The 21,822-nt window shown below is 56.3% G+C and carries 18 protein-coding genes and 2 pseudogenes; 12 read left to right on the top strand and 8 right to left on the bottom strand.

The annotated features are described in order from the left end of the window. Window positions 1-227: 227 nt before the first annotated feature. From JH15_RS17935 to JH15_RS15860, 4 genes and pseudogenes are all read right to left on the bottom strand, one after another. Window positions 228-541, bottom strand: a pseudogene (locus tag JH15_RS17935) (EamA family transporter); the annotation flags it as partial. Between the two features lie 205 nt (window positions 542-746). Next, complete coding sequence (locus tag JH15_RS15870; protein WP_043532110.1) at window positions 747-1,754, bottom strand: Ldh family oxidoreductase; 1,008 nt, start codon at window positions 1,752-1,754, stop codon at window positions 747-749. A 50-nt stretch (window positions 1,755-1,804) separates the two neighbouring features. Beyond that, a complete protein-coding gene (locus JH15_RS15865) occupies window positions 1,805-3,136 on the bottom strand; it encodes a short-chain fatty acid transporter (protein ID WP_043532108.1) in 1,332 nt (443 codons plus the stop codon). Window positions 3,137-3,172: 36 nt separating this feature from the next. Beyond that, the gene (locus JH15_RS15860; RefSeq protein ID WP_043532106.1) at window positions 3,173-6,574 is read right to left on the bottom strand and encodes a molybdopterin-dependent oxidoreductase; all 3,402 of its coding nucleotides are present in this window, start codon (window positions 6,572-6,574) and stop codon (window positions 3,173-3,175) included. Here JH15_RS15860 and JH15_RS15855 point away from each other — a divergent pair. Further along, window positions 6,573-7,577, top strand: a complete 1,005-nt coding sequence (locus JH15_RS15855; protein ID WP_081949080.1) for a LysR family transcriptional regulator — start codon at window positions 6,573-6,575, stop codon at window positions 7,575-7,577. The two genes, JH15_RS15860 and JH15_RS15855, sit on opposite strands and share 2 nt — an antisense overlap. Before the next feature lie 765 nt (window positions 7,578-8,342). On the opposite strand, the gene JH15_RS15845 is transcribed toward JH15_RS15855, so the two are convergent. Together JH15_RS15845 and JH15_RS15840 are read right to left on the bottom strand one after the other, a co-directional pair. Next, window positions 8,343-8,801 carry an RES family NAD+ phosphorylase gene (locus JH15_RS15845; protein WP_043532104.1) on the bottom strand — a complete coding sequence of 153 codons (459 nt, stop codon included), beginning with the start codon at window positions 8,799-8,801 and terminating at the stop codon, window positions 8,343-8,345. Next, the gene (locus JH15_RS15840) at window positions 8,798-9,232 is read right to left on the bottom strand and encodes an antitoxin Xre/MbcA/ParS toxin-binding domain-containing protein (protein ID WP_052384182.1); all 435 of its coding nucleotides are present in this window, start codon (window positions 9,230-9,232) and stop codon (window positions 8,798-8,800) included. Before JH15_RS15840 ends, JH15_RS15845 begins: the two co-directional genes overlap by 4 nt. Window positions 9,233-9,553: 321 nt before the next feature. Between JH15_RS15840 and JH15_RS15830 the strand changes: the two genes are divergently transcribed. The 3 genes from JH15_RS15830 to JH15_RS17925 all read left to right on the top strand — a co-directional run bounded on the left by JH15_RS15830 (window position 9,554) and on the right by JH15_RS17925 (window position 10,920). Further along, complete coding sequence (locus tag JH15_RS15830) at window positions 9,554-9,850, top strand: hypothetical protein (RefSeq protein WP_043532101.1); 297 nt, start codon at window positions 9,554-9,556, stop codon at window positions 9,848-9,850. Between the two features lie 510 nt (window positions 9,851-10,360). Then, window positions 10,361-10,639, top strand: coding sequence for a hypothetical protein (locus JH15_RS15825; RefSeq protein ID WP_043532099.1), 279 nt, complete (start codon window positions 10,361-10,363; stop codon window positions 10,637-10,639). Continuing rightward, window positions 10,636-10,920, top strand: coding sequence for a type II toxin-antitoxin system RelE/ParE family toxin (locus tag JH15_RS17925; RefSeq protein WP_081949079.1), 285 nt, complete (start codon window positions 10,636-10,638; stop codon window positions 10,918-10,920). The genes JH15_RS15825 and JH15_RS17925 overlap by 4 nt, the downstream gene beginning before the upstream one ends. Window positions 10,921-10,996: 76 nt before the next feature. Here JH15_RS17925 and JH15_RS18700 read toward each other — a convergent pair. Beyond that, window positions 10,997-11,152, bottom strand: a pseudogene (locus JH15_RS18700) (transposase domain-containing protein); the annotation flags it as partial. 79 nt (window positions 11,153-11,231) lie between these two features. On the opposite strand from JH15_RS18700, the gene JH15_RS15815 reads away from it, so the two are divergent. The 8 genes from JH15_RS15815 (at window position 11,232) to JH15_RS15780 (ending at window position 20,977) form a co-directional block, all read left to right on the top strand. Further along, window positions 11,232-12,310 (top strand): IS3 family transposase gene (locus JH15_RS15815; protein ID WP_156105347.1). Its coding sequence is split into 2 segments (ribosomal slippage): window positions 11,232-11,487 and window positions 11,487-12,310, totalling 1,080 coding nucleotides; the frame shifts between segments, so codons are not numbered across the junction. Window positions 12,311-13,345: 1,035 nt separating this feature from the next. Beyond that, a complete protein-coding gene (locus tag JH15_RS18160; protein WP_197053346.1) occupies window positions 13,346-14,461 on the top strand; it encodes a hypothetical protein in 1,116 nt (371 codons plus the stop codon). A 322-nt stretch (window positions 14,462-14,783) separates the two neighbouring features. Continuing rightward, complete coding sequence (paaG, locus tag JH15_RS15805; RefSeq protein ID WP_043532085.1) at window positions 14,784-15,575, top strand: 2-(1,2-epoxy-1,2-dihydrophenyl)acetyl-CoA isomerase PaaG; 792 nt, start codon at window positions 14,784-14,786, stop codon at window positions 15,573-15,575. 256 nt (window positions 15,576-15,831) lie between these two features. Next, window positions 15,832-16,815 (top strand): TRAP transporter substrate-binding protein DctP, encoded by a 984-nt coding sequence (gene dctP, locus JH15_RS15800; RefSeq protein WP_043532083.1) that lies wholly within the window; start codon window positions 15,832-15,834, stop codon window positions 16,813-16,815. Further along, complete coding sequence (locus JH15_RS15795; RefSeq protein WP_052384181.1) at window positions 16,812-17,360, top strand: TRAP transporter small permease; 549 nt, start codon at window positions 16,812-16,814, stop codon at window positions 17,358-17,360. The genes dctP and JH15_RS15795 overlap by 4 nt, the downstream gene beginning before the upstream one ends. Continuing rightward, the gene (locus JH15_RS15790) at window positions 17,360-18,664 is read left to right on the top strand and encodes a TRAP transporter large permease (RefSeq protein ID WP_043532081.1); all 1,305 of its coding nucleotides are present in this window, start codon (window positions 17,360-17,362) and stop codon (window positions 18,662-18,664) included. Before JH15_RS15795 ends, JH15_RS15790 begins: the two co-directional genes overlap by 1 nt. A gap of 19 nt (window positions 18,665-18,683) precedes the next feature. Then, a complete protein-coding gene (locus JH15_RS15785; RefSeq protein ID WP_043532080.1) occupies window positions 18,684-19,454 on the top strand; it encodes an SDR family oxidoreductase in 771 nt (256 codons plus the stop codon). Between the two features lie 26 nt (window positions 19,455-19,480). Further along, window positions 19,481-20,977 carry a 3-hydroxyacyl-CoA dehydrogenase gene (locus JH15_RS15780; RefSeq protein WP_052384180.1) on the top strand — a complete coding sequence of 499 codons (1,497 nt, stop codon included), beginning with the start codon at window positions 19,481-19,483 and terminating at the stop codon, window positions 20,975-20,977. Between the two features lie 13 nt (window positions 20,978-20,990). On the opposite strand, the gene JH15_RS15775 is transcribed toward JH15_RS15780, so the two are convergent. Continuing rightward, a complete protein-coding gene (locus tag JH15_RS15775; RefSeq protein WP_043532079.1) occupies window positions 20,991-21,758 on the bottom strand; it encodes an IclR family transcriptional regulator in 768 nt (255 codons plus the stop codon). Window positions 21,759-21,822: the final 64 nt, after the last annotated feature.

Below are 21,822 nucleotides of genomic sequence, written 5' to 3'. Positions count from 1 at the left end.
CCGATCGAGTAATTTGACTCGACATCAACAAATTATCAGCAGGGGTAATGCTTGTAAAGCCCGTTGAACCTTGTCGCCGGGCTCCAGACGACGGGTTTGCTAGTGCTTAATTAATAACAAACAGCCATGCCATTATATTATGCCGAATTATTGTTGGAAGTTTCTTAGTTGGGGACTTGTGGCACCAGGAGCTGAATCACACCAAGCCGTACCTGGCCGTGAAAAGAGAGGGGGACAGTGGCGCCTAGAATCCCCATATTGGTAGCTGTGGTCGTCTCGGCGGCAACATAGGCCAGGCCTTGCCACATGGCCATCCCTAGCAGACCCAAGAAAGCCAGTTTTGGCAGCTCGGGACGAATCTCGCTTCGCACACGCCATAGCAAGGCAGCACGAAGGGTGACAACACGGCTAGAGCCAGTACCCAGCGATAAAAGACAATAGCGCTCGGCGCGATCGCGGTCACGGCAAGTTGGTTGATTGACATGTTACCCGACCAGATCAGCACGGCACCCAGTGGCGGAAGAGAATACAGCAGTGGCATGGCCGATCCTATGCTGTCTATAGCTTCATAGATAACCGCAGCACGTTGGTTCACGACGTGAAGCAGGAGGGCCAGCACTGGCCCTCACCCGTTAAAGGCACCAAATGGTGGACTGCTTGCCGGTCGGAAAAGCAGTAGAGATATATCCTGTAAGCTCAGAAAATTCTCTACTGCTTATTCGTTACTAGCTATACCCGCAGCTTACTTACCGCAGCAACGCCTTTAAATCTTCATGGAGCGCGTCGGGAATCTCTACCCCCTCGGCTTGACTACGCATGCGTGCTTGGTATCGGCGTTGTGAGGGTAGACGCGCGCCCTGCTCAGCAATGCTATCAAATAACATCTCGGCACGTTGCAGGCTCGACTCGGTCCGGTCGCCTAGAAAACGACGCGGATCAAAGGCGAGGATGAGTTCGCCGTGATAGGGGAGAGCTTGGCAGCCAGCATCCCACTCCAAGGATTCCGCGCTAGTGAAATCGTCGATCATCGGGCCGGCGATCAGTTCGATCATGGTCGCTAGAGCCGAGCCCTTGTGGCCGCCAAAGGGCAGCATGGCGCCTTTATCAAGCACTGTGGCGGCGTCATTGCTGGCTCGGCCCTCGCCATCCACCCCCCAGCCAGTAGGTATCGGTACTCCATCGCGACGATGCAGCTCAATATCGCCACGGGCAATGGCACTGGTGGCGAAATCGAAGATGTAGGGTGCTTTGCCAGGGCGCGGCCAGCCAAAGGCGATGGGATTGGTACCAAACACAGGAAGCCTGCCGCCTGCGGGCGCCACCCAGGCATGGCTAGGGTTGCAAGCCAGCGCCACCAGGCCTGCCTCTGTGAGTTGCTCGATTTCTACCCATAGCGCCGAAAAGTGCACGCAATGATTAATCATCAGCGCCGCGAGGCCTTGCTGGCTGGCTTTATCGATCAGTAGTGGCAAGCCGGTACGGAAGGCCAGCGGTGCGAAGCCACCGCCGGCATCTACTAGCACGATGGCGGGGGCTCGATCGTGGGGCACTGGCTTGGCATTAGGTACAACCTTGCCGGCCTTTAGGGTATCGATGCAGCCCAGAAGGCGGTAGAGGCCGTGGGAGTGACATTCATCGCGCTGTCCAGCGACGACGGTGTCCGCCACCGCCTGCACCTGTGCAGGGCTGAAGCCGTGCCGTTGCAATATATCTTGAGAAAGCTGTTCGATTTCATTGAGACTGAGCCGCGCCATGGGACTCTCCTGATAGAGTGCAAGCTGTGGTGAAAGTGGAGTGTGCTGCGTCAGGGAGAGACCACTAGCGCGCCGCCGATAAGAATGCCCGAGACGATCAAGATGATGGCACAGAAGCCCATGATATCGCGCGCCTTGAGCCCGGCGATGGCCAAGGCAGGCAGCGCCCAGAAAGGCTGCAGCATGTTTGTCCAGCTATCGCCCCAGGCGAAGGCCATGGCGACTTTACTGATATCAGCATTGAGCGCCTTCGCCGCTTCCATTAATACGGGCCCTTGCACCGCCCACTGACCGCCGCCGGAGGGAACAAAGATGTTGATGAATCCCGCGGAGAGAAAGCTCAGTACGGGCAGGGTAGCCGCAGTGGCGTTATCTATGAAGACCTCAGCAATGGATGAGGTTAGGCCTGAGGCGCTCATCATACCCATGATACCGGCATAGAAAGGGAACTGAATCAGCACGCCGCTGGTACCGGAGATACCTTCTTGCAAGCAATCGAGGTAGTGGCGAAGGCTGCCGTGCAGCAAAATGCCGATGAACAGCATGGCGAAAATAACAACATCCAAGTTGAGACCGCCACCATTGGCCAATGCGTAAACCGCCAGGGCGGCAAGCCCCATTATGCTTATCAATCTAGCCAGCCATACTGAGCGCTCCAACCGCTGGGCGGGACGTATGGTCTCCTCATTACGTTCCTCACCTTGGCGGGTCGGCGGCGTTTCTGGCACCAACTCTTGCAGTGTCACTGGCGTGTCGATGCCGCGCATCATGAGACGATTGGTCAAGGGCAGGACGATCAACAGCGCGGCGACGATCAGCAGGTTAAAGTTGCTGAGCAGCGTTTGGCTGGTAGGAATAAGACCGACACTCTCCTCCAGGAAGTGGCCTGGAGTCGCTAGCGTCAACGGTACCGCACCGGAGAGCCCGCCATGCCAAATGAGGAAGCCGGAGTAGGCACTGGCAATCAGCAGCCGGTAATCGACCTTCGGCACTCGCCGTGCTAACTCCCGGGCAAGGATGGCACCGATCACTAGGCCTATTCCCCAATTAATCCAAGTGGCGATTAGAGAGATCAGCGTGACCAGCATGATGGCTCGCTCCGGAGTCCGAGCGTAGCCGGCAATGACGCTCACTAGTCTTGTGAACAGCGGCGCCTTGGCAACGATGAAGCCGGTAAGCAGGATCAGTGCCATCTGCATGGCGAAAGTGTGTAGCATCCAGAAGCCGCCCATCCAATGGTCGAGCATCGCCACGGGGCTCTGCCCTTCAAAGACCATGCCGGCGAGAAACACCGTCAAGGTGATTAGGGCCACGAGCACAAAGGGATCGGGCAAGTAACGATCGAACAGCCGTACACTAAAGTTGGTAAAAACTTTTAGCATTATTATCGCTCCAGGGTTGAAAAAAAGGGTCAGGAATCAGGCATCCAGAGTGAGATCAGTAAGAGGAACCGACTGGCAGGTTAGGCATTGGCCATCCTCCGGTGATAAGCCAGCAAGGGAATATGATTCCCCCTCCAGCAGGTTGAGCGCGCAGCTTTCACATTGACCAACCCGGCAGCCGCTGGGCAGGCTCAGGCCATGCTTTTCTGCGCTCTCCAGCAGGCTGCCGTGCTCTGGATGCCAAGTGAACTCGCGCTGAGAGCGTGCCAGCAGTACCTGCCGAGGTTGTATGTCGTTCAGCGCTCGTCGGGGGGGAGCGGCGAAGGCCTCGTGGAAGATTTCGGTGGACATCGCGCCCTGGGTTTCTAGCAGTTCGCGCAGGGCGTCCATCATGGCGCCAGGGCCGCACAGGAAGAACCGCGCGCGCCGCTTTACCCAGCTAGCATCGAGCAGTTGACCATCGACAAACCCAGCATGATCGAACGCTTGAGCCGCGATATCAGCCGCGCTGGGCTCGCTATAAAGCGTGACTACACTTAGGCGCGGCAGGGCGCGCTGCAATTCGTCGAGCCGTTGGTTGAAGGCGTGGCTCTTACTGTCACGGTTGGCATAAAAGAGGGTAATTTCGGGCATTTCATTTTGCATGCCTCGCTCATAGAGAGTTTCGAGCAACGCAAGGAAGGGGGTGATGCCAATTCCACCCGCAACTATGATTATCGGCTGACGGTGATGCAGGGGCAGGGTGAAGATGCCACTTGGCATTTTCATGCCGATCTCCATGCCCGGGTACAGCTCATCATGGATATGTTGTGAGACACTTGTCGCACCCCCATTGCGGGGGGATCGACGCACACTTATGCGGTAGCGCGCCGTCGTAGTCATGCTCGCAGGCGCAGGGCCAGAGAGTGAGTAGGTGCGTTCAACTTGCTCGCCGGCGATGGCAAAGCAAAAGGTGGCATGCTGTCCGGGGAGATACGAAGGGAGTGGCCCTTCATCCAGTGGGGCTAGCCATAGGGATACGACATCCTCGGCCTCCTGGGTCTTGTCGACGATCCGCATGGTGCGCAAGCCACTCCAACGCGTCCCGGGAGCCTCCAGCGGGCGCAGCTCACAAGGTGCGCTACGTAGTGGCAGGGCCCCGCTTACTGGGTCACGCTTGCGGGTAGAAATCACCGCGTTGACGTTGCTGGAGGTAGGGCCATGTAGTTCATAGCTGGGAAGTCCCAGGTCTTCGCACGCTTGCCACCAGCCATACTCAGCTACCACAAGATCGTCGCGCAGGCTCTCGTCCAGTTGTACACGTAGCCGGGCGCTGCCTTGCTCGCCAAGGACTTCCGCCCAGGCGCCTTCCACTAGCCCCTTGCTCTGGGCCAGTGTCGGGGAGATCGATACGCTCGGCTCGGGTGCACGACGGCGCAGGGATACTAATTGGCGCTGCTGAGAATGGCAGTAATAACCGTTCTTCACCGTTATCAATGTAAAGGGACGCTCTGAGCGAGTTGCAGGGAATGGCGGCACGTGACGTGGGACGCCGGGGTAGCCGTGCTCAGCCAGTGTTTGGGAATAGAATTCAACGCGACGGCTAGGTGTGGTGAAGCCCTGGCAGTGTCCCTGTTCGTTAATGGTTGCGTGATTCTCGGACAACTGTTGCAGCGGTAGACGGATCCCCGCTGGGTGTCGGCGCAGCGTAGCGACGTCTAGCCCCGACGGGGCGAGTATATGGTTCCACCCTCGTTCGATGTCGCCATGGAAGAAATCCTCTTCCATGCCTAAACGGCAGCCGAGGTCTAGTGCTATCTGGTAGTCAGCGCGGGATTCGCCACGTGGGGTAATCATGGCGGGGCGTAGCTGCACATGACTGGCAGCCTTTGCATTGATTTCGAAGCTGGTGCGTAATCCTTCACGTTCCCATGGCGTACTGACTGGAAGCAGGATGTCCGCATAGGCATTGGTAGGATTGTGGTAAAGATCGCAATGAACATGAAAGCTGAGCTTCGACAGCGCTCGTTTGCCGTGTTTTGGGTCGGGCTGTGAAACAAGTATGTTGCTGCCGAAGCAGAACAGCGCTTCGATGGGGTAAGGCGCACCGCTTTCAATGGCTGTATAGACATCCTCTGCCGTGACCCAGCCGCTCGTCGCAGGGCCGAGAGGGCGCTTGTCGAGTCCCAAGGCCTTTTCGCGCTGTCCCGCTGGCATCAATTCCAGGTCATTGACACGATTGACCGGTGGAGTATTCCACCGCCGGTTGCCGCCCGGGCGGTCGAAGCTGCCAGTCAAAGCATACAACGTGGCGATCGCACGCTCCGTCTGGGTGGCGTTCGTATGGTGGCCTATACCGGTCCAGCTGTGGTAGCTAATGGCATCGCCCGCCTTGGCGATTAGCTCAGCAGCTTGAACAATCTTCTCAGCATTCACACCGGTTTCGGTCGACGCCCGGGACAGCGACCATTCTGCGCAGGCCTTGCGATAGTGTTCCCAAGCGGGGCGGCAGCGAATAGGCGCCGAGCCCTCAAGGTGTAATTCATATTCCCCCTCCAAAGCGAGCTGGGCGGCCGCAGCCTCGGAGGAGGGGAGGCGAGTGTCCAAGCTTATGGGCTTTCGGCGCTCGGTATCCCAAGCCATGAAACACTCGCGATCGTGGGGATCCCTGACCAGGCGGCCGTTGGCCTCATCCACCAGCAGGACGGCATTGCTCCAGCGGCGCACAAAGCTTTCATCGAAGCGACCTGTGAGGATCAATTGGTGGGCCAAGGCGAGTGCCAGAGCACCATCCGTACCCGGGCGAGGCGCTAGCCACATGTCGGCTTGGCGAGCATGGGAGGTTTCGCGTGGATCGATAACCAGCAGCTGAGCGCCGTTCTGTTTTCCCGCACCCAGCTCGCCTGCCTGGGAGAGCCAGACATGAGACGGGTTATGTCCCCAAAGAATGTTGAGCCGCGCATTGGCATAATCGGCGTTGGGCATGCCGCAGCCGAAGGTGAATGCGTGGGCGACATCTTTATGCCAGTTGCAAATCTCAGTGCCGTAAATGGTATTGGGACTACCAAAGCGGCGAATGAAGCGCTCCACCCAGTCAATACTATCGGACATGGGTGTGCCGCTGGGGGTCGTAACGGCAAAGGCGACACGCTCCGGACCGCGCGAGCGTATTTCTCTCAAGCGGTTAGTAATCTCATCTAGTGCCTCGTCCCAGCTGATACGTACCCAGCCAGGATCGCCGCCATCCTTGGGACGGGTTCGCTTGAGCGGGAAGAGGATGCGCTCAGGATGCTCAATCAACTCAGGCGCGGCGCGGCCCTTGGCGCACATACCTCGCCCGGTGGGGTGGTCCTGTAGCGGTTCGACGGCAATGAGCCTGTCATCCCGAACGTGATTGAGCGTTCCGCAACGGGAGCGGCATAACGTACAAAAGCCCGGGATCGCTGCTGCCTTTGCCATGATTCACTCGTTGGGCTGGGTTTCCAGTGAACCTACCATTGCCTCGACAAAACAAGCTAATATCTATTTTGATTACCTTGGCATAGGCTTTGTCTATATGACATTTCAGCAATTGCGCCATTTTATCGCCATTATCGAAACTGGTTCCCTCTCCCAAGCGGCCAAGCGCTGCTATATCTCCCAGCCCTCAATGTCGGCCTCGATCAAGGCATTAGAGCAGGATCTTGGTTGCGGGCTGTTCACACGCCATTCGAAGGGATTGCTACCTACCGCCGCGGGGCAGGCCCTGCAGCAACATGCGGAGCGCATGTTGCGCGAGGCACAACAGGCCAGGGCGAGTGTGCGCTCGTTTCCGGCTGAGCTGAGCGGTACATTGCGTCTTGGGGTTACGGAGACCATATCTGCTTACATGCTGCCACGCCTGTTTCAGGGGCAACTGGATTACCTGAGCGGAGTTCGCCTTGAGGTCTCTGAAAGCAGCATCAGTGAAACCCAACGACGATTGCGTGCCGATGAGATCGATATCGGCCTGATGGTTATTGATAATGTACCTCCAGCGGATGACCTTCATTGTGAGAAGCTGTTTGAGACGCCACGGCGCTTATGGGCTCCGACCGGCCATCCGCTGATGCGTCGCAGCCATGTCGAGTTAAGCGACGTATGCGAATATCCCTTCATTCTTCTAGAGATGGATGACCATACAACTACTTGGGAGCGTTATTGGCAATGTCAGCCTCACCGCCCTAAAGTCGAGTTGCGCAGCCATTCTATCGAAGCGGTCCGCAGCCTTGTGGGCATGGGAATCGGCATCACAATTCTATCTAGTCTGGTGTTTCGCCCGTGGTCGCTCGAAGGGGATCATATTTCGAGGCGGGAATTGGCTGAAGAGGTTCCTGGGATGAGCATAGGCTTGTTAAGAAAAACCGGGGGTACTGCTGAAGTGAGCTTCTTTATCGACCGTTTGAAGGGGCTCGTTGAACAGAGTGGGCTCTTAGAGCGCTGAGGAAGGCTAAATAAATCAGTCAATGTGTCAAATGCGTTGACACGCACCTGGCGATACTGCAACCGGGTGAAAAGAAAAGGCAAGGTGCTACTGTCGACGTGATCGCCATCAAACTGCAGCAGGGTCTTGAAGACATCTAAGATCAGAACGGGGCGATCGGTAGTGATTCTGCTGACCCAGGTCGAAGCCTACGAAGCGAAGCGATTACCGTGGACCTAACGGATCCCATCGAGGCCATCAGGTTCCGCATGGATCAGGAAGGGCTTACGCCAAGGATCTGGAGCCGGCGATCGGTAAGCGCAACCTGACCTTGGCCATGGTCTGGAAGCTCCACGAGATGTTCTGGATTCCGGCAGAGAGCTTGATCAAGCCACCTCGTCAAACACATGAGATGAATGCAGGCCTCTACTGCCAGCAGCAGGAATCGACGAAGCTATCTAGGGGCGCCCTAGGCTATCCCTGAGCGTCGCATGGACCCCTTTTTCGCCGCCAGTGGCGGCAAAGTATCAAAAGGTTGGGCTAGGGGGTATCGGACCAAGCTCACTTTTTGCTGAAGATATATAAGCAAAAGAAAAAGCACCATGAGCGCGATCCGCACGACACTTGCAGCTACGCTTGCCCTATCAACAGGGCAACGCAAGGTCCCGAGGGAGCTACGCCAAGAACGCTCGGGCAGGACGCCGCGAGATGGTTGAAGCGTAGTGGTGATAACCCGCCGGTGGGTTCTCGCGATCTTGCGGTTGTCCTGTCATCTTTCCTGCTCCGTCAAACCTGAGGATAAAGCCGTCGGTCAGCCGGAAATGACTCACTGGACAGAACCGCCTTGCCTGCATCGGGATATAGTGGGTTGAAGAGATAGTTCATGTTGTGCGGAACGATGGAAGAAGGCACGCGAAGCAGAAGAGACTCTCCAGCGGCAAGCCAATCGTCACCAAGGCGCCGGGTGCTGTTCAGGTCATCGCGCCAGTTCGCATCCAGTTCAACCGTGAGGGCGCTTCCCAGTGCGTCCATCGGGAGATCCAATCGAAGCAGCGTGAATGCCTTGGGAAGTTCGTCTGGTGCCCCTTCCATGTGCACCAGAATTTCAAGCAGACAAATGGCTGGACAGTCGCCAAGATAGACGATGGGTCGGCCCTTGTTATGCCAACGCCCTGCCACCTTGGTGCCGCCAATGCCCGAGAGATCCTGAAATTGAGAGATCCGCCAGAGACTGCCTTGGGTCATGCTACGTACCCATGGCGCAGCTGCTCCAGCAGTTCCTCAACCGCCTGGTAGCCGGGAGTCGTCTTGACAGCTTCTAACGCATTTCGCCCGTCTAGGGCTCTGCGAGGCTTATTCAGCCACGCGGCCGCTTTGTCCTGGTTACCGAAAACATCCTCAGCCAGTACGACGATGCGGCCCACGCGATATAGCCGATCGCCTTCATCGCTGCTCAGTGGTTCAGACTTCTGGCGGCGGTGACGCAGGGTACGAGGATTGATGATCCCCAGACGGCCGGCATCGATGCCATGCTGGGCAAGCTTGTCCAGAACCGAAAGAGGGATGCCTGACCGGATCAGCGCGTCCAGGGTGTCACCTTCTTGCCCTCCCAGGAGCTCCAGGACGTCCTCTTCTATGTCGCGCTCGTGTTCGCGTTCTTTCGTCAGGGCCTGCATGATCAATCCTCGCGATGCGGCATTATGCCCTGAATATATGGCAAAATGCCGAGTTTGGCGAAGGGGAGGCCGCTTGGGCATCGTTGGTACCTAATTTTATGTCGGGAATTGTTCGTGGGTATCGGCTTGCAATACCAGCGCTGCGTCTGACTCTCGTTCTCGACGCGAGCCAACAGTTCGCTTCCTGTGCGCTGTACATCGGCCAAGGTACGCATATCGCTCTCCTTGGGTTGGTGCGCATCCACCTGGGCGACATTGTGCTTTTTGCAGACAAGAGCCCCCAAGCCTCTCAGCGCTAAGATGTGAGCCGGGATATAAACTATGTGGCAGCGCGGCCGTGGCGATTTCGTCTTCATAGAAGGCCGGAACGAGATGTACCTGCGCTACTTCGTGCCCAGCCTACAGCCGTTGGACCCGAAGTTCGGATTCTCGCGCTTCTACGACATCATGCTGTATCGTAAGTCCGATGAGGCTCGGGCTGACCCGCTACCAGTTACGGTCGATCATCCGCTGGTGAAGGCCTACTTCTCGATGATGACCCAGGACGTCGTGCTCCTATCCGAGAACGGCAAGCATACGCTCGCCAAGAAGCTGGCGGACCTTGCACTGCTCAACTGATAACCGCCGGCCCCCACCAACAGAGCCTATTCCTGTGCCCACAACGACCGTGGACGATGCTTGACTCAACCGTTCCTAGGGCAGGATGCTTTGACCACGAGCGCAGCCAGCAAAAACAGCGCAGAGGTTGAACTCTGCGCTGTTTTTAATAGGCGGACCCAGCTTTTACGGGTTTTTACACTTTAGGTGACCCCGGGAAGACGGCTAGTAATGCCAGGATTGCGGCATAGGGCGCTATCAGCTTGACGATGTTAGGGAAGAAGACGTGGCCGCCGTCATCGAAGTCGCGGCTCAGCGGAAGGTGTGTTCACCGGACACATACATCGGTACCCATCGGCAGGTGACAGTACACCAATCGAAATAGTTGTCAGGATGGGAGTTGCGGGGCATATCCATGGCCGCCTGCGTGGCCTTGTTGAGATCATCCACCGCTGCAGGGTGGCTCCTTGTCGTTGGTACTAACGAAGTATATACTTTGTATACATCAAGCCTAGCAGGAGGCCATGCGACATGGCGAAGCAATCTGTGTTTACGATGAAGCTAGAGCCCGAGCTTCGCGATCAGTTCATTGCCGAAGCCGAGGCTTCGCACCGTCCGGCGTCACAGGTGGTGCGTGAGCTGATGCGAGAGTACATTCAGCGCCAGCGCGAAGCGCGAGAGTACGAGTCGTTTCTGCGTGGAAAGGTGGATGCAGCCAGGCGCTCCAAGGAGGCCGGTGAGGGGCTGAGTAACGCTGAGGTAGAGGCACAATTCGCTGCTCGACGTGCGCGGTTTGAGAGTGAATCTTGAGAGTACTCTGGACGACTAAAGCGGTTACTGACCGTGTAGCAATCTGGGACTACCTGGAGGAGCGTAACCCGCAAGCAGCTTTCAATATTGATCAGCGCTTCAGCGCTGCGGCTGATCGCTTAGCGGATTTCCCTGAGCAGGGTAGGCCAGGCATCGTACCGGGTACGCGAGAGTTATTTCCTCACGAAAACTATCGAATCGTGTACGAGCTGGAGGGCGATACTGTCTGGATCCTCGCACTAGTGCACACCTCGCGGCTGTGGCCGCTCAGATATCCTTAGCTTCCCTCAAATGCCCTGGCCAAAGCATGAAAAAAGCTTGATGCGCTCGAGAGTAGACGAGAAGCAACCCTAACTGTCATCGCAGTTTGCTAGTCGTAAGCGGCCGGCCATCACCCTTTGCGAGTAATAAATCCACTGGCTTCCAATACAGGGGCAGAAGTTCATGGATCTGGCTGGCCTTATGCGCCGGCAATCGAGTCAGCACGTCTTTCAGGTAGGCATGCGGTTCGTGGTGACCTTCCCCCCAGAAACCGGTCCACCGTCAATGTGAGATTTCCGCTACGTTTATCCTGATAGCAGGAGATCTTGCGATGAAGCGTAACCGACATACCGAAGAGCAGATCATCAGCATTCTCAAGGCCAACGAGCGCGGCGTCTCGATCGCCGAGCTGGCCCGGCAGAACGGCGTGACCGAGCAGACCATCTACCGCTGGAAGGCCAAGTACAGCGGCATGGAGGTGTCGGAGGCCAAGCGCCTGCGCGAGCTGGAGACCGAGAACGCCCGGCTCAAGAAGCTGCTGGCGGAAAGCGCCCTCGATAATGCCGCGCTCAAGGAGATCGTTTCGGGAAAGTGGTGACGCCCGAAGCGAAGCGGTGTGCGGTTAAGCACCTGGTGACAGGCGGCTGGCTCAGCCAGCGAGGCGCCTGCCGGTTGCTGGGCCTGGCCAGATCAGTGGCTCGATACCAGGCTATACCGCGTGACGATGAGCCGCTTCTGGCACGCCTACAAGCCTTGGCGACCTGCTATCCCCGCTACGGCTACCTGCTGCTGCACGCACTGTTGCGTCAGGAGGGCTTGGTGATCAATCGCAAGCGTACCTACCGGCTGTATTGTGAGCATGGCCTTCAAGTTCGGATCCGGCGTCGCAAGCAGCTGATCCGGCCAAGGACACCGATGCCACTGCCGGACCGCCCCAACCAGCGCTGGTCGATGGACTTCGTGTCGGATCAGTTGGCCTCGGGGCGTCGGTTTCGCGTGCTGAACATCGTGGACGACTTCAGCCGCGAGTGTGTCGGGCAACTAACGGACACGTCTATTTCAGGACGTCGCTTGGCGCGGTTCCTGGACGAGATCGCGCAGCAGCGCTCACTGCCAGCCTCAATTGTTTGCGATAACGGGCCGGAGCTGACCAGCAAGGCAATGTTCTTTTGGGCGCGTGAGCGGAAGGTGACGCTGGCGTTCATCCAGCCGGGCAAGCCGACGCAGAATGCATTCATCGAGAGCTTCAACGGCAAGTTCCGAGACGGCTGTCTCAATCAGCAATGGTTCTTGAGCCTGGCGGATGCACGACACGAAATCACACAATGGAGAACCCACTACAACCATGTCAGACCGCACAGCTCGCTGGGCTATTTGCCACCGGTAGCGTATGCCGAGCAGTGCGCATGAAGCAGCGGTTTCTCACATTGATAGCGGACCTAAACCAGGGGGAAGGTCACTCACCCTCACGCGTTGTGTTACTAGCCTCGTACTCTCAAGTTTTGTGACGTTAATGACTGCAAAAAGTTTGGGATGATGCTAGGAGAGCCATTAGGTTAGCTGGCGCTGGGCAGCGCTAGCTTGATGATCGGAATCGACATGCTCGCGGCGATGCCGGCGGATAGCCTGGATAGTCACATCCCGCCGCTTGGCATGTGCTTCAAGACGATTTTGTCGAAGGGCATCTCCTTCCTGGCGCCTGAGTGCATTGCCACGGTCAGAAGCGTTCAGCTGAAGCCTTACGATCAGAGTACTTACCAGTGGTCATTAGCTTCTCTTCCTTGGCTGAAGGATGGATATACATTGAGACATTCCCGCCCAGACCGCCAGTTGAGAGACCCTATATCGAGATCCTAGTTACCCATGCTATAGAGACCGAAAAGGCAGATGCGCGACAACCTCCTTGGCATCGACCAAGTCGAGCGATATGACATCCCCCGTCTGGTACGGATAGCCATTACGGTAGATGCGCTCAGCGTCTATACGGTGGCAGAGAGTATCGCGAGTCTATCGTTGGTGAGGTGGGGTTCGTTACACTCATGGCGTTGCCATGCATGAAGCCAGGGCTATGGCCCCGGGATAGTTAGGGCATAAGGGATACCGAGCCGGCCACTAAGTGGCCGGCTCGCACGTTGGCAGGAAAGAGATAGTCAAACATGAGCGCCACCATAAATGTCAATTGAGAAGGTGTGGTCCAGCCGCCTGCTTGCCGGCGTGGCCGTACTGGTCGCCATGCATGTCCTGAGCGATTTAACGATTATCGCCAGCTTTGCCCAACTTCTAATGGCGGGCTTCCTGATACTGAGGTGGACCCGTTTCAGTTCGATGGCACGTCTACTAGCTTTAGCCTGTGTCGCAGTATCATTTATCGCTCTGTGGCGGCTCCCCTCGCCCTGGAGGGTGCTCCATGAAGCTGCTGGGGGCTTTGTTTTCCTAGCTGCCTTCATGACGGCACTTGCGTTACTTCGCCTTCCGGCCTATCGCTCGCGACTTATCCATCGCTGCGGTCAGAGCTTACTGAAGCAGCCGCCATCCTGGCGCTACCCGATGCTCTCGCTGGGTTCAACGCTGTTCGGCATCGTGCTCAACTTTGGCGTTTTAAACTTGTTCATGTCGATGATTAACAGCGCTAATACCCTAGGCTCGGCACAGGGGCGCGTGTGGCTGCAGCAGGTACGTCACCAGCGTATGCTCTTAGCAACTTTGCGTGGCTTCACCCTGGCACCGTTGGTCTCCCCGTTGGGTATCGGAGTAGCGGTAGTGTTGGGCAATCTTGAGTCCCTGACATGGGCCGAGCTTTTTCCCTATCTCCTTGGGTCGGCAATCGTGCTGTTCATGCTGGGCTGGGCCTGCGACCAGATTGCGGGCCCTCGCTCGAGAAGTAGTGTTATGTTGTCCGAGCGCCCCTCACTGATGCCGCTTGTGGCCTTTAGCATGCTGCTGCTGGCACTGGTAATGCTTGTGTTCACCATCGCCGCTGGGCTCTCGCTGCGGCTGCCTCAGGCTGTATTGATAGGCGTGCCGCTGGGGGCCTGGCTGTGGCTGGCGTGGCAGTGTCGCGGTATTGGCTATGCCGGTGTGGGGGCGGCTAATGCCTTGTTTGTTCGCCGCTTGCACGATGTATTGGGGGGGATTGGCAATGAGGTAGTAGCGCTGGGGTCTAGCGCCTACCTGGGTTATCTCAGCGTGGCGCTTCTCGATCCTGCCCAGCTGGAAGTGATAGCGTCCCTGCTGGTTTCTCTTGGCAGCTGGTTGCCGATACTGGCGCTGCTGTCGATCGTGGTGACCGCACAGGTCGGCGTCAACCCGATTATCAGCGTGACTTTCCTGACCAGCATGGTCGCCCAGGTGGGGCTTGAGGGGGTATCTTTGCCGCTGCTGGCGGCGGCCATGCTAGTGGGCTGGTCATTGACCATGGTGTCATCGCCATTCACGGCGGCAATGATGATAATGACACGATTCACGGGCTTGACGGCAGGGCAGATAGGCTTGCGGTGGAACGGTGCATATATGACGGCCTCGCTGACGACAGCCGCCTTACTCTTTCGCCTTGTAAGTTGAATGAGGCAGGTGGGTTACTCAACAGTGACTCCGCCGCAAACCAGTTGCAGTTATCCGTGATGAAATTACTGGGGAGCGCACAAGAAGCTGAACTGCCTTGGCCATCGTCGGGTTGTCCTATAGCTGCAACTGAAGGTTCCTGATGATGCGACGCGCACGCTTTGAGTCGGGTGTTTTCCACTACAGACCGCGGAGCTGGCGATAGGCCCCTGGCAACCGCTAGCTAGTCGAGTGTATCGATGAGGTGGTAAATACTACTTAAGTATAACCCTTTATATGAGTGGCAAGTACACGATTCAGGCTAAACAAAGACGAGATAATCATGAAATTCGAAACTATTGACTTTTCCATTCTGGACGGTGTCGCTGTTCTTACTCTGAACCGCCCGAAGACTCTTAACAGCTTCAATGTTCAAATGCATGAAGAAGTGAACGCGGCCTTGGATAGGGTGGATGCCGAGAATAAGGTGCGTTGCCTCCTCTTGACAGGTCACGGCCGCGGCTTTTCGACAGGGCAGGACCTTTCCGAGCGCAAGTTTGGACCCTACGACGAAGCGCCAGACTTAGGACACTCCCTAGAAGTCTACTACAACCCTCTGATTCGACGTTTGCGCGCTCTCCAGATACCCGTGCTCTGTGCCGTCAACGGAGTCGCCGCTGGTGCTGGAGCTAACCTCGCATTGAATTGCGACATCGTCTTGGCGGCACGCTCGGCGAGCTTTGTCCAGGCCTTCTGTAAGCTCGGCTTAGTGCCCGACTCTGGTGGCACATGGCTATTGCCCCGTCTTGTCGGTCGTGCTCGCGCCCGAGGCTTGGCCTTGCTCGGAGATAAGCTAAGCGCCGAGCAGGCAGAAGCATGGGGCATGATTTGGAAAGTGGTTGATGACGAGGCCCTAATGGAGGATGCGCTGGCACTTGCCAGGCACCTAGCGACACAGCCGACCAAAGGGCTGGCCTATATCAAGCAAGCGCTGGATGCCGCCGAAGATAACGATATGAACACCCAGCTTGATCTGGAGCGTGATCTGCAAAAGAAAGCCGGTGGCAGCGCTGATTATCGCGAGGGGGTAGCCGCATTCAAGGAAAAGCGAAGTCCAGTATTCAGTGGAAAATAGTCTACCGTCGCAGACCGCACCCCATTCCAATGAACAGCACCAGTCTCCGCCTGCTCACGGTGGCTTGCGTCAATGAAATTTCGAATAAGCCATACCGGCCGTTGACGTGAGCGTAAGATTTCCGCACAGCGAAATACATGTTCATCGGAATGATTTATTCTCGCTCTGGCATTGTTTGCGAAATACGGGCCTCCTGGCTGATTGTTGCAATGCGGTATGCTGGAAAAGTTAATCCACTATTGTGGGGAGTAGAATAATGTTTAAGAAGACTCTTGTTTCTGGTGTCGTGGTGGCCGTTGCGGCCTTTGCCGGGGCAACGCAGGCCCGACCGATGACAATGCTTTCCAGCTGGGAAGCCAGCTACAATGCAGTGCCGGTTTTTGCCGAAGGGTTTATGGAAGAAGTGGAAGAACGCTCCGAAGGCGATTTGAGTATTCGCATGCGTGGTCCGGAGACGGTTTCACCTTTTGAGCAATTGCAGCCGGTATCAACGGGCATGTTCGACTTTCTTTTCACCCATGGTGCCTACCATCTGGGTGAGACCGGCATGGCTTTTGGAATGGATGCTGTAAAAGATGATCCAGAAGCACGACGTGAAAGCGGTATCTACGAGCTGATTGATGAGCACTACCAGAATGAGCATAACCTGAAGCTGATCGGGGTATTCTCAGCCGCCTCTGGCTATCACTTTCTATTACGTGACCCGATCGGAGAATCAGGCGACCTGAGCGGGATGAGTATTCGCGCCTCGGCCACTTACCATGACATGGTGCAGGATCTTAATGGAGCGGTAGTTACCCTTCCGGCAAGCGAGATCTACTCAGCACTAGATCGCGGAGTGGTAGATGGGGCGGCCTGGCCTGTCTTCGGAGCCATGGACTACTCTTGGTATGAAGTGGCCGATTACATGACACGGCCTACCTTCGGTGTAACCAACCTTTCTTTGTTCATGAATCTCGATAGCTGGAACAACCTTGCGGAGGAAGACCAAAACCTGATTCTTGAAGTGGCACATGAGCTAGAGATCTCTGGTCGTGAGCACTTTGAGACCCTTTGGGCCGAAGAAGATGCAGCCATGCAAGAGGCTGGCCTAGAGATCACCGAGTTTGGTCCAGAAGTGGCTCCCCAAGTAGATGCTATCTTCGCTGAAGGTATATGGAAGCAGGTCCGTGATCGCTCTGGCCAGCTCGGTGCCGCGTTTCATGAGCGCGCTCTTGAGGCAGGGCTAACTGCGGAATGAGCATCAGACGTACTTTGGCCGGGTCTCTGAGCCCCGTCGTGCACGCTTTTACACGCGTGCACGACGGTCTTACCCATCTCAGTTTTTGGATCGCAATGTTGGCTGTCACGTATCTGACGCTAGCTACGGGGTGGGGAGTAATCAGCCGCTACGCACTCGAGTCTCCTGTCAGCTGGACTTCGGATACTGCTGCTGTGAGCTTTGCTCTGGTGACCTTTTTCGCCGCGCCTATGCTCACCTTGAAGCGCAGCCACGCATCCATGAATGCGATTGTAGAGGCACTCCCAGAGGTGGGGGGACGTTGGATAAATCGCTTCACTTCTCTCCTTGGCGCGGTGGTCTGCTTCCTTATTGCTTGGTACGCAGGCAACGAAACACTACGTTTATACGAAAGTGGTGTAATGATGATTTCTGCCACGCCGATACCGAAGTGGTTTGTAGTGATGGCTTTGGCCTATGGGCTGACCAGCATGGCCCTGTACTTCGTACGGCATTTTATAGCCAGCTTCTTGCCTGCTAAACCGACCAATAGCGAGAATAACTGATGGAATGGTATGCCCTAATCTCGGCGGCGCTTTTTATGCTGCTCGCGTTATTTGCGACCGGGCTGCCGATCTTCCTTTCCTTTCTCACCTTAAATATTTTAGGAATCTACTTTCTCAGAGGAAGTTTCGATGGCGTGATGATGGTAGTGAGCTCTATGTACAATACCGGCACCAGTTTGTCGCTCGCTGCGATCCCGTTGTTTATTTTTCTGGGAGAGATTCTGTTCCGCTCAAGTGCAGTCAATATTCTTTTCAATGGCGTTGATGCCCTGGTAGGTAATATTCGCGCGCGTCTATACGCGGTGAGCATCATGTTATCCGCTGTGTTCGGCGCCCTATCAGGCTCGGCAATGGCTGTAGCGGCGATGATGGGGGCTTCTTTGCTACCTGAGATGCGAAAGCGCGGCTATGATCGCGATCTTTCCATGGGCACCATTTTGGCTGGTTCTAGCCTGGCACCCATCATTCCGCCCAGCGTAATGGCGGTGGTCCTTGGCATTCTGTCCGGGGTATCCATCTCTGGACTATTGATTGCCGGCGTCCTTCCTGGCTTGCTACTCGCTTTCGCCTTTTTTCTCTACGTAGTCATCCGTGGCTGGCTTAATCCCTCGCTGGCCCCGGTAAGCCAGCAAACGACGTTGCCGTGGCGTGAGCGTGCAGTACTGTTGCTTCGAGCTGTTCCATTTTTATTGATTATCGTAACCATCCTAGGGCTAATTCTAGCAGGTGTAGCCACGCCCACTGAATCGGCTGCAATGGGGTGTATTGTTGCCTCTATAATCTGCGCTATATTCGCTAAGTTGGACTTTAAGGCTCTAATTGAGGCTGTTCGTTCGACTGCCATGATTACGGGGATGATAATGGTGATCATGGTCAGTTCCGTGGCTTTCAGCCAGTTGCTGAACATGAGCGGTGTAACCTTTGAGCTTGTCGATTGGGTCACTGGCTTGGATATCCCTCTCGTACTGATGTTTATTGCTCTGATGGCGTTGCCTTTCGTGCTTTGCATGTTCATAGATCAAATCGCCCTCATGATTCTGCTGGTGCCGTTGTACCAGCCCATAGTTTCCGCGCTGGGCTTCGATCCGATGTGGTTTTGGGCCATTTTCCTTATCAATATGTCAGTAGGGGGGATCACCCCGCCTTTCGGCTACACCCTCTTTGCACTGCAAGGGGTAGCAAATGATGTGCCGATACAGGCTGTCTACCGTTCGGTGCTGCCCTTCATCGTTATTTTTGGCCTTGTGGTAGTGGTACTGGCATTGTTCCCGCAGATCATCCTGTTCCTTCCGTCATTCCTGTGAAACCTAAAGGAGAACCATTATGGATCTCGGAATTTCTGGTCGTACCGCGCTTATCCTGGGTGGTACCCAGGGCTTGGGGCTGAGCTGCGCTCAATCATTGGCGTCTGCAGGTGTAAACGTGGTCATCAATGGCCGTGATGCTGAACGTGCCACCCAGGTCGCGGAGAGCCTGGGCGTAAAGTCAGTGTCTGGGGACGTCTCCCGTCCCGCGGAGCGTCGTCGTATTATCGAAGAGGCGCGCGCAGTGGGTCCGATCAGTATTCTTGTCACCAATGCTGGTGGTCCCCCCCCGGGGCCCGTGGAAAGCCATGCCCACGATACTTGGCTTAATGCGTTAGAAACTAACATGCTCGCCGCCCTAGATTTCGCTGTTCAGTGCTTGCCCTCTATGAAGGAGGAGGGCTTTGGTCGCATTGTCAATGTCACCTCATTTACCGTGCGGGAGCCCTATCCCAATATGGGCTTGGCGACTGGCGTTAGGGCAGGTCTGACCGGTGCCATGGCTAGCCTGGCCCGTGAAGTCGCCGCCTCTGGCGTAACCGTCAATAATCTCCTGCCGGGACTAATGGATACCGGCGCTCTACACCGTGTCTATACCGCTCAGGCTGCCAAGGAGGGCATCAGCGAAGAGGCGGCCAAGATACGCATGGCTGAATCGGTTCCAATGCGTCGGTTAGGGCTTCCGGAGGACTTTGGCAACGTCTGTGCCTTCCTCTGCTCACGACATGCCGCTTACATGACTGGCCAGAGCATCACCGTTGACGGTGGACTTTCGCGCTCATTGCTTTAACTCACATCCAATCAGCAGGAGTCAGCATGAAAGGGATGGATTCATCTGAAATTACCCTTGGCGTAGTTGGCGCAGGCGCCATGGGTGGTGGAATTGCACAAGTTGCAGCTGCCGCCGGTATACGCACGCGCTTACATGATGCCCGCCAAGGCGCCGCCGCTGAAACTTGCGAGAAGATACGCGATCGTTTCGCCAAGCGTGTCACAGCCGGCAAGATGAGTGCCGAGGAGGCCAACGTAGCCACTGCTAACTTGCTCCCTGTGGCTGGCCTGAATGAATTGGCCGATTGTGATGTTGTGATTGAAGCAATCGTCGAAAAACTCGAAGTCAAGACGGCGCTGTTCAAAGAGCTAGAAGAATTGGTGCGTGAGGATGCCATACTCGCATCGAACACATCTTCATTGCCTATTGGCGCGATAGCCGCCGGTCTGAAGCGACGGGACCGGGTGGCTGGGATGCACTTCTTTAACCCTGTGCCGGCGATGAAGCTAGTAGAAGTTATTCAAGCCGCTGATACCTCGGCAGTGGTAATGGATGCGCTCATTGAACTTGGCGGTCGTCTTGGTCGGGTGCCAGTAGTAGTCAAGGATACGCCGGGCTTTTTGGTTAACTTTGGGGGGCGAGCCTACACGACCGAGGCGCTCGCCATAGTCCACGAGGGTGTGGCTACTCCGGCACAGGTGGATGCCATCATGCGTGACTGTTTCGGCTTCCGTATGGGGCCGTTCGAGTTGATGGACCTCACGGGGATGGACGTGAACTTCCCTGTGACGCGCTTCGTTCACGAGAATTTCTTCGGCGATCCACGCCTGCGCTCTACTCCGCTTCACCGTTATATGCTGGAAACGGGGCAGCTGGGACGCAAGACTGGTCAGGGCTTCTATGATCATAGTGATGGGGCAGTCACACCATCAACCGATGCCGAGGTTAACGCACCCCCGGCCGAGGCTATATTCGTACATAGTGAGACGCCGAAGCTCTCGAGGCTAATTGAAGCCTGCGGCGCACGGGTTTTGGTTGAGGATGACGGCCAATCCCCGGTGTTGGCGGCTCCGGTCGGCGAGGACGCCTCAGCCTACGCTGTACGCAACGGCATAGACCATCGCCGCCTTGTATGTGTGGATACGGTGAGCGACTGCGAGCAACGGGTAACGATCATGGCGGCTCCTGGTCATGACGCCGAGATGGTGGCAACGGTAGTGGCGTGCTTCGCCCAGAAACGGCAGGTAAGCCTGATAGGCGATTCACCTGGCTTTGTAGGCCAACGCATCGCCGCTATGGTGGCAAATTTAGGGTGTGAGATGGCTCAGATGGGGCTCGCCAAAATTGATGATATCGACCTGGCGTTGCGCTTGGGACTGAATTATCCCTATGGGCCTCTGGAATTAGCTGATCACTTGGGCTCAAAGGTGACCTACCGCATTCTTGAACAGGCTCAGCTTCTCAGTGGCGACGATCGCTATAGGCCTAGTCAATGGCTGCGTCGTCGTGCGCAACTGGGTTTATCTGCCCGCACTGGCTAAGCTTATGGGATGATCAGCCCGTCTGAGGTTCGTAACCCGGGCTGATCGTCTCCGCTGCCTCCCGTAATGTGCTGGCCAAGGTGGTGTGCATCACTTCTGCACTGACGCTACCGGTAGCTACGGGCATCGTCAGTGCTCCAAGCTCACCTTGAGCTTGAACGGCAATTGCGACTCCACCAATGCCCTTCTGCCAGGTATTCCGTACAATCGCTACACCAGTCGCCTCGCACTCTTCTAGACTGTTATTGAAAACAGCTAGGTCTTCGCCACGGCGAGTTATTTCAGCTCGTATACGTGCCGTCACGGTGTGCTTTTCTTTCTCAGGTAGTGCCGACACCATGGCAATGCCCGATGCGGAATTCGCGAGCCGCAAGCGAGCACCGGTAGAAAGACGGACAGCCACTAAGTTTACCCCCTGCACCACTTCCGCGAAGGTGGAGTAGAGGCCGTCTCGCACGGCTAAGGTTACGGTCTCCCCGGTTTGCTCACTAATACTCTTGAGATAGGGCCGCACGCGATCGAGTAGCGACATGCCTGCCAAAACGGGATACCCGAGCATGAGATTCTTCGGTGTTAACTCGTAGGTTCGCTGTGAAGGGCTGCGGCGAATATACCCGAGCACTGTTAGCGAATGCGTCAACCGGCTCACCGAGGACGGAGGAAGATCAACCAAGGCGGCTATCTCCCCGTTGCCCAAGGGCCGGCGAGCTCGCGACAAACATTCTAGGATAGCGAACCCGCGCGCTAGGGAATCAATGAGTTGTCGATCTTCACGTGACATTTTCAGTACTCTTACTTTTTCGCTCTGCGGAAATAGGTTTTGCCGTTTTAGATTAACATAGCAG

Source organism: Litchfieldella xinjiangensis (assembly GCF_000759345.1).
GTDB lineage: Bacteria > Pseudomonadota > Gammaproteobacteria > Pseudomonadales > Halomonadaceae > Litchfieldella_A > Litchfieldella_A xinjiangensis.
Note: the sequence above shows the minus strand (reverse complement) of the source record. Positions and strands in the feature narration are given on the sequence as shown.

What these genes read in the sequence shown, in the direction of transcription:
- JH15_RS15870 (WP_043532110.1), bottom strand. Translation starts at nt 1,754, where the DNA reads ATGGCGCGGCTCAGTCTCAATGAAATCGAACAGCTTTCTCAAGATATA.
- JH15_RS15865 (WP_043532108.1), bottom strand. Translation starts at nt 3,136, where the DNA reads ATGCTAAAAGTTTTTACCAACTTTAGTGTACGGCTGTTCGATCGTTAC.
- JH15_RS15855 (WP_081949080.1), top strand. Translation starts at nt 6,573, where the DNA reads ATGATTCACTCGTTGGGCTGGGTTTCCAGTGAACCTACCATTGCCTCG.
- JH15_RS15860 (WP_043532106.1), bottom strand. Translation starts at nt 6,574, where the DNA reads ATGGCAAAGGCAGCAGCGATCCCGGGCTTTTGTACGTTATGCCGCTCC.
- JH15_RS15845 (WP_043532104.1), bottom strand. Translation starts at nt 8,801, where the DNA reads ATGACCCAAGGCAGTCTCTGGCGGATCTCTCAATTTCAGGATCTCTCG.
- JH15_RS15840 (WP_052384182.1), bottom strand. Translation starts at nt 9,232, where the DNA reads ATGCAGGCCCTGACGAAAGAACGCGAACACGAGCGCGACATAGAAGAG.
- JH15_RS15830 (WP_043532101.1), top strand. Translation starts at nt 9,554, where the DNA reads ATGTGGCAGCGCGGCCGTGGCGATTTCGTCTTCATAGAAGGCCGGAAC.
- JH15_RS15825 (WP_043532099.1), top strand. Translation starts at nt 10,361, where the DNA reads ATGGCGAAGCAATCTGTGTTTACGATGAAGCTAGAGCCCGAGCTTCGC.
- JH15_RS18160 (WP_197053346.1), top strand. Translation starts at nt 13,346, where the DNA reads ATGACGGCACTTGCGTTACTTCGCCTTCCGGCCTATCGCTCGCGACTT.
- paaG (WP_043532085.1), top strand. Translation starts at nt 14,784, where the DNA reads ATGAAATTCGAAACTATTGACTTTTCCATTCTGGACGGTGTCGCTGTT.
- dctP (WP_043532083.1), top strand. Translation starts at nt 15,832, where the DNA reads ATGTTTAAGAAGACTCTTGTTTCTGGTGTCGTGGTGGCCGTTGCGGCC.
- JH15_RS15795 (WP_052384181.1), top strand. Translation starts at nt 16,812, where the DNA reads ATGAGCATCAGACGTACTTTGGCCGGGTCTCTGAGCCCCGTCGTGCAC.
- JH15_RS15790 (WP_043532081.1), top strand. Translation starts at nt 17,360, where the DNA reads ATGGAATGGTATGCCCTAATCTCGGCGGCGCTTTTTATGCTGCTCGCG.
- JH15_RS15785 (WP_043532080.1), top strand. Translation starts at nt 18,684, where the DNA reads ATGGATCTCGGAATTTCTGGTCGTACCGCGCTTATCCTGGGTGGTACC.
- JH15_RS15780 (WP_052384180.1), top strand. Translation starts at nt 19,481, where the DNA reads ATGAAAGGGATGGATTCATCTGAAATTACCCTTGGCGTAGTTGGCGCA.
- JH15_RS15775 (WP_043532079.1), bottom strand. Translation starts at nt 21,758, where the DNA reads ATGTCACGTGAAGATCGACAACTCATTGATTCCCTAGCGCGCGGGTTC.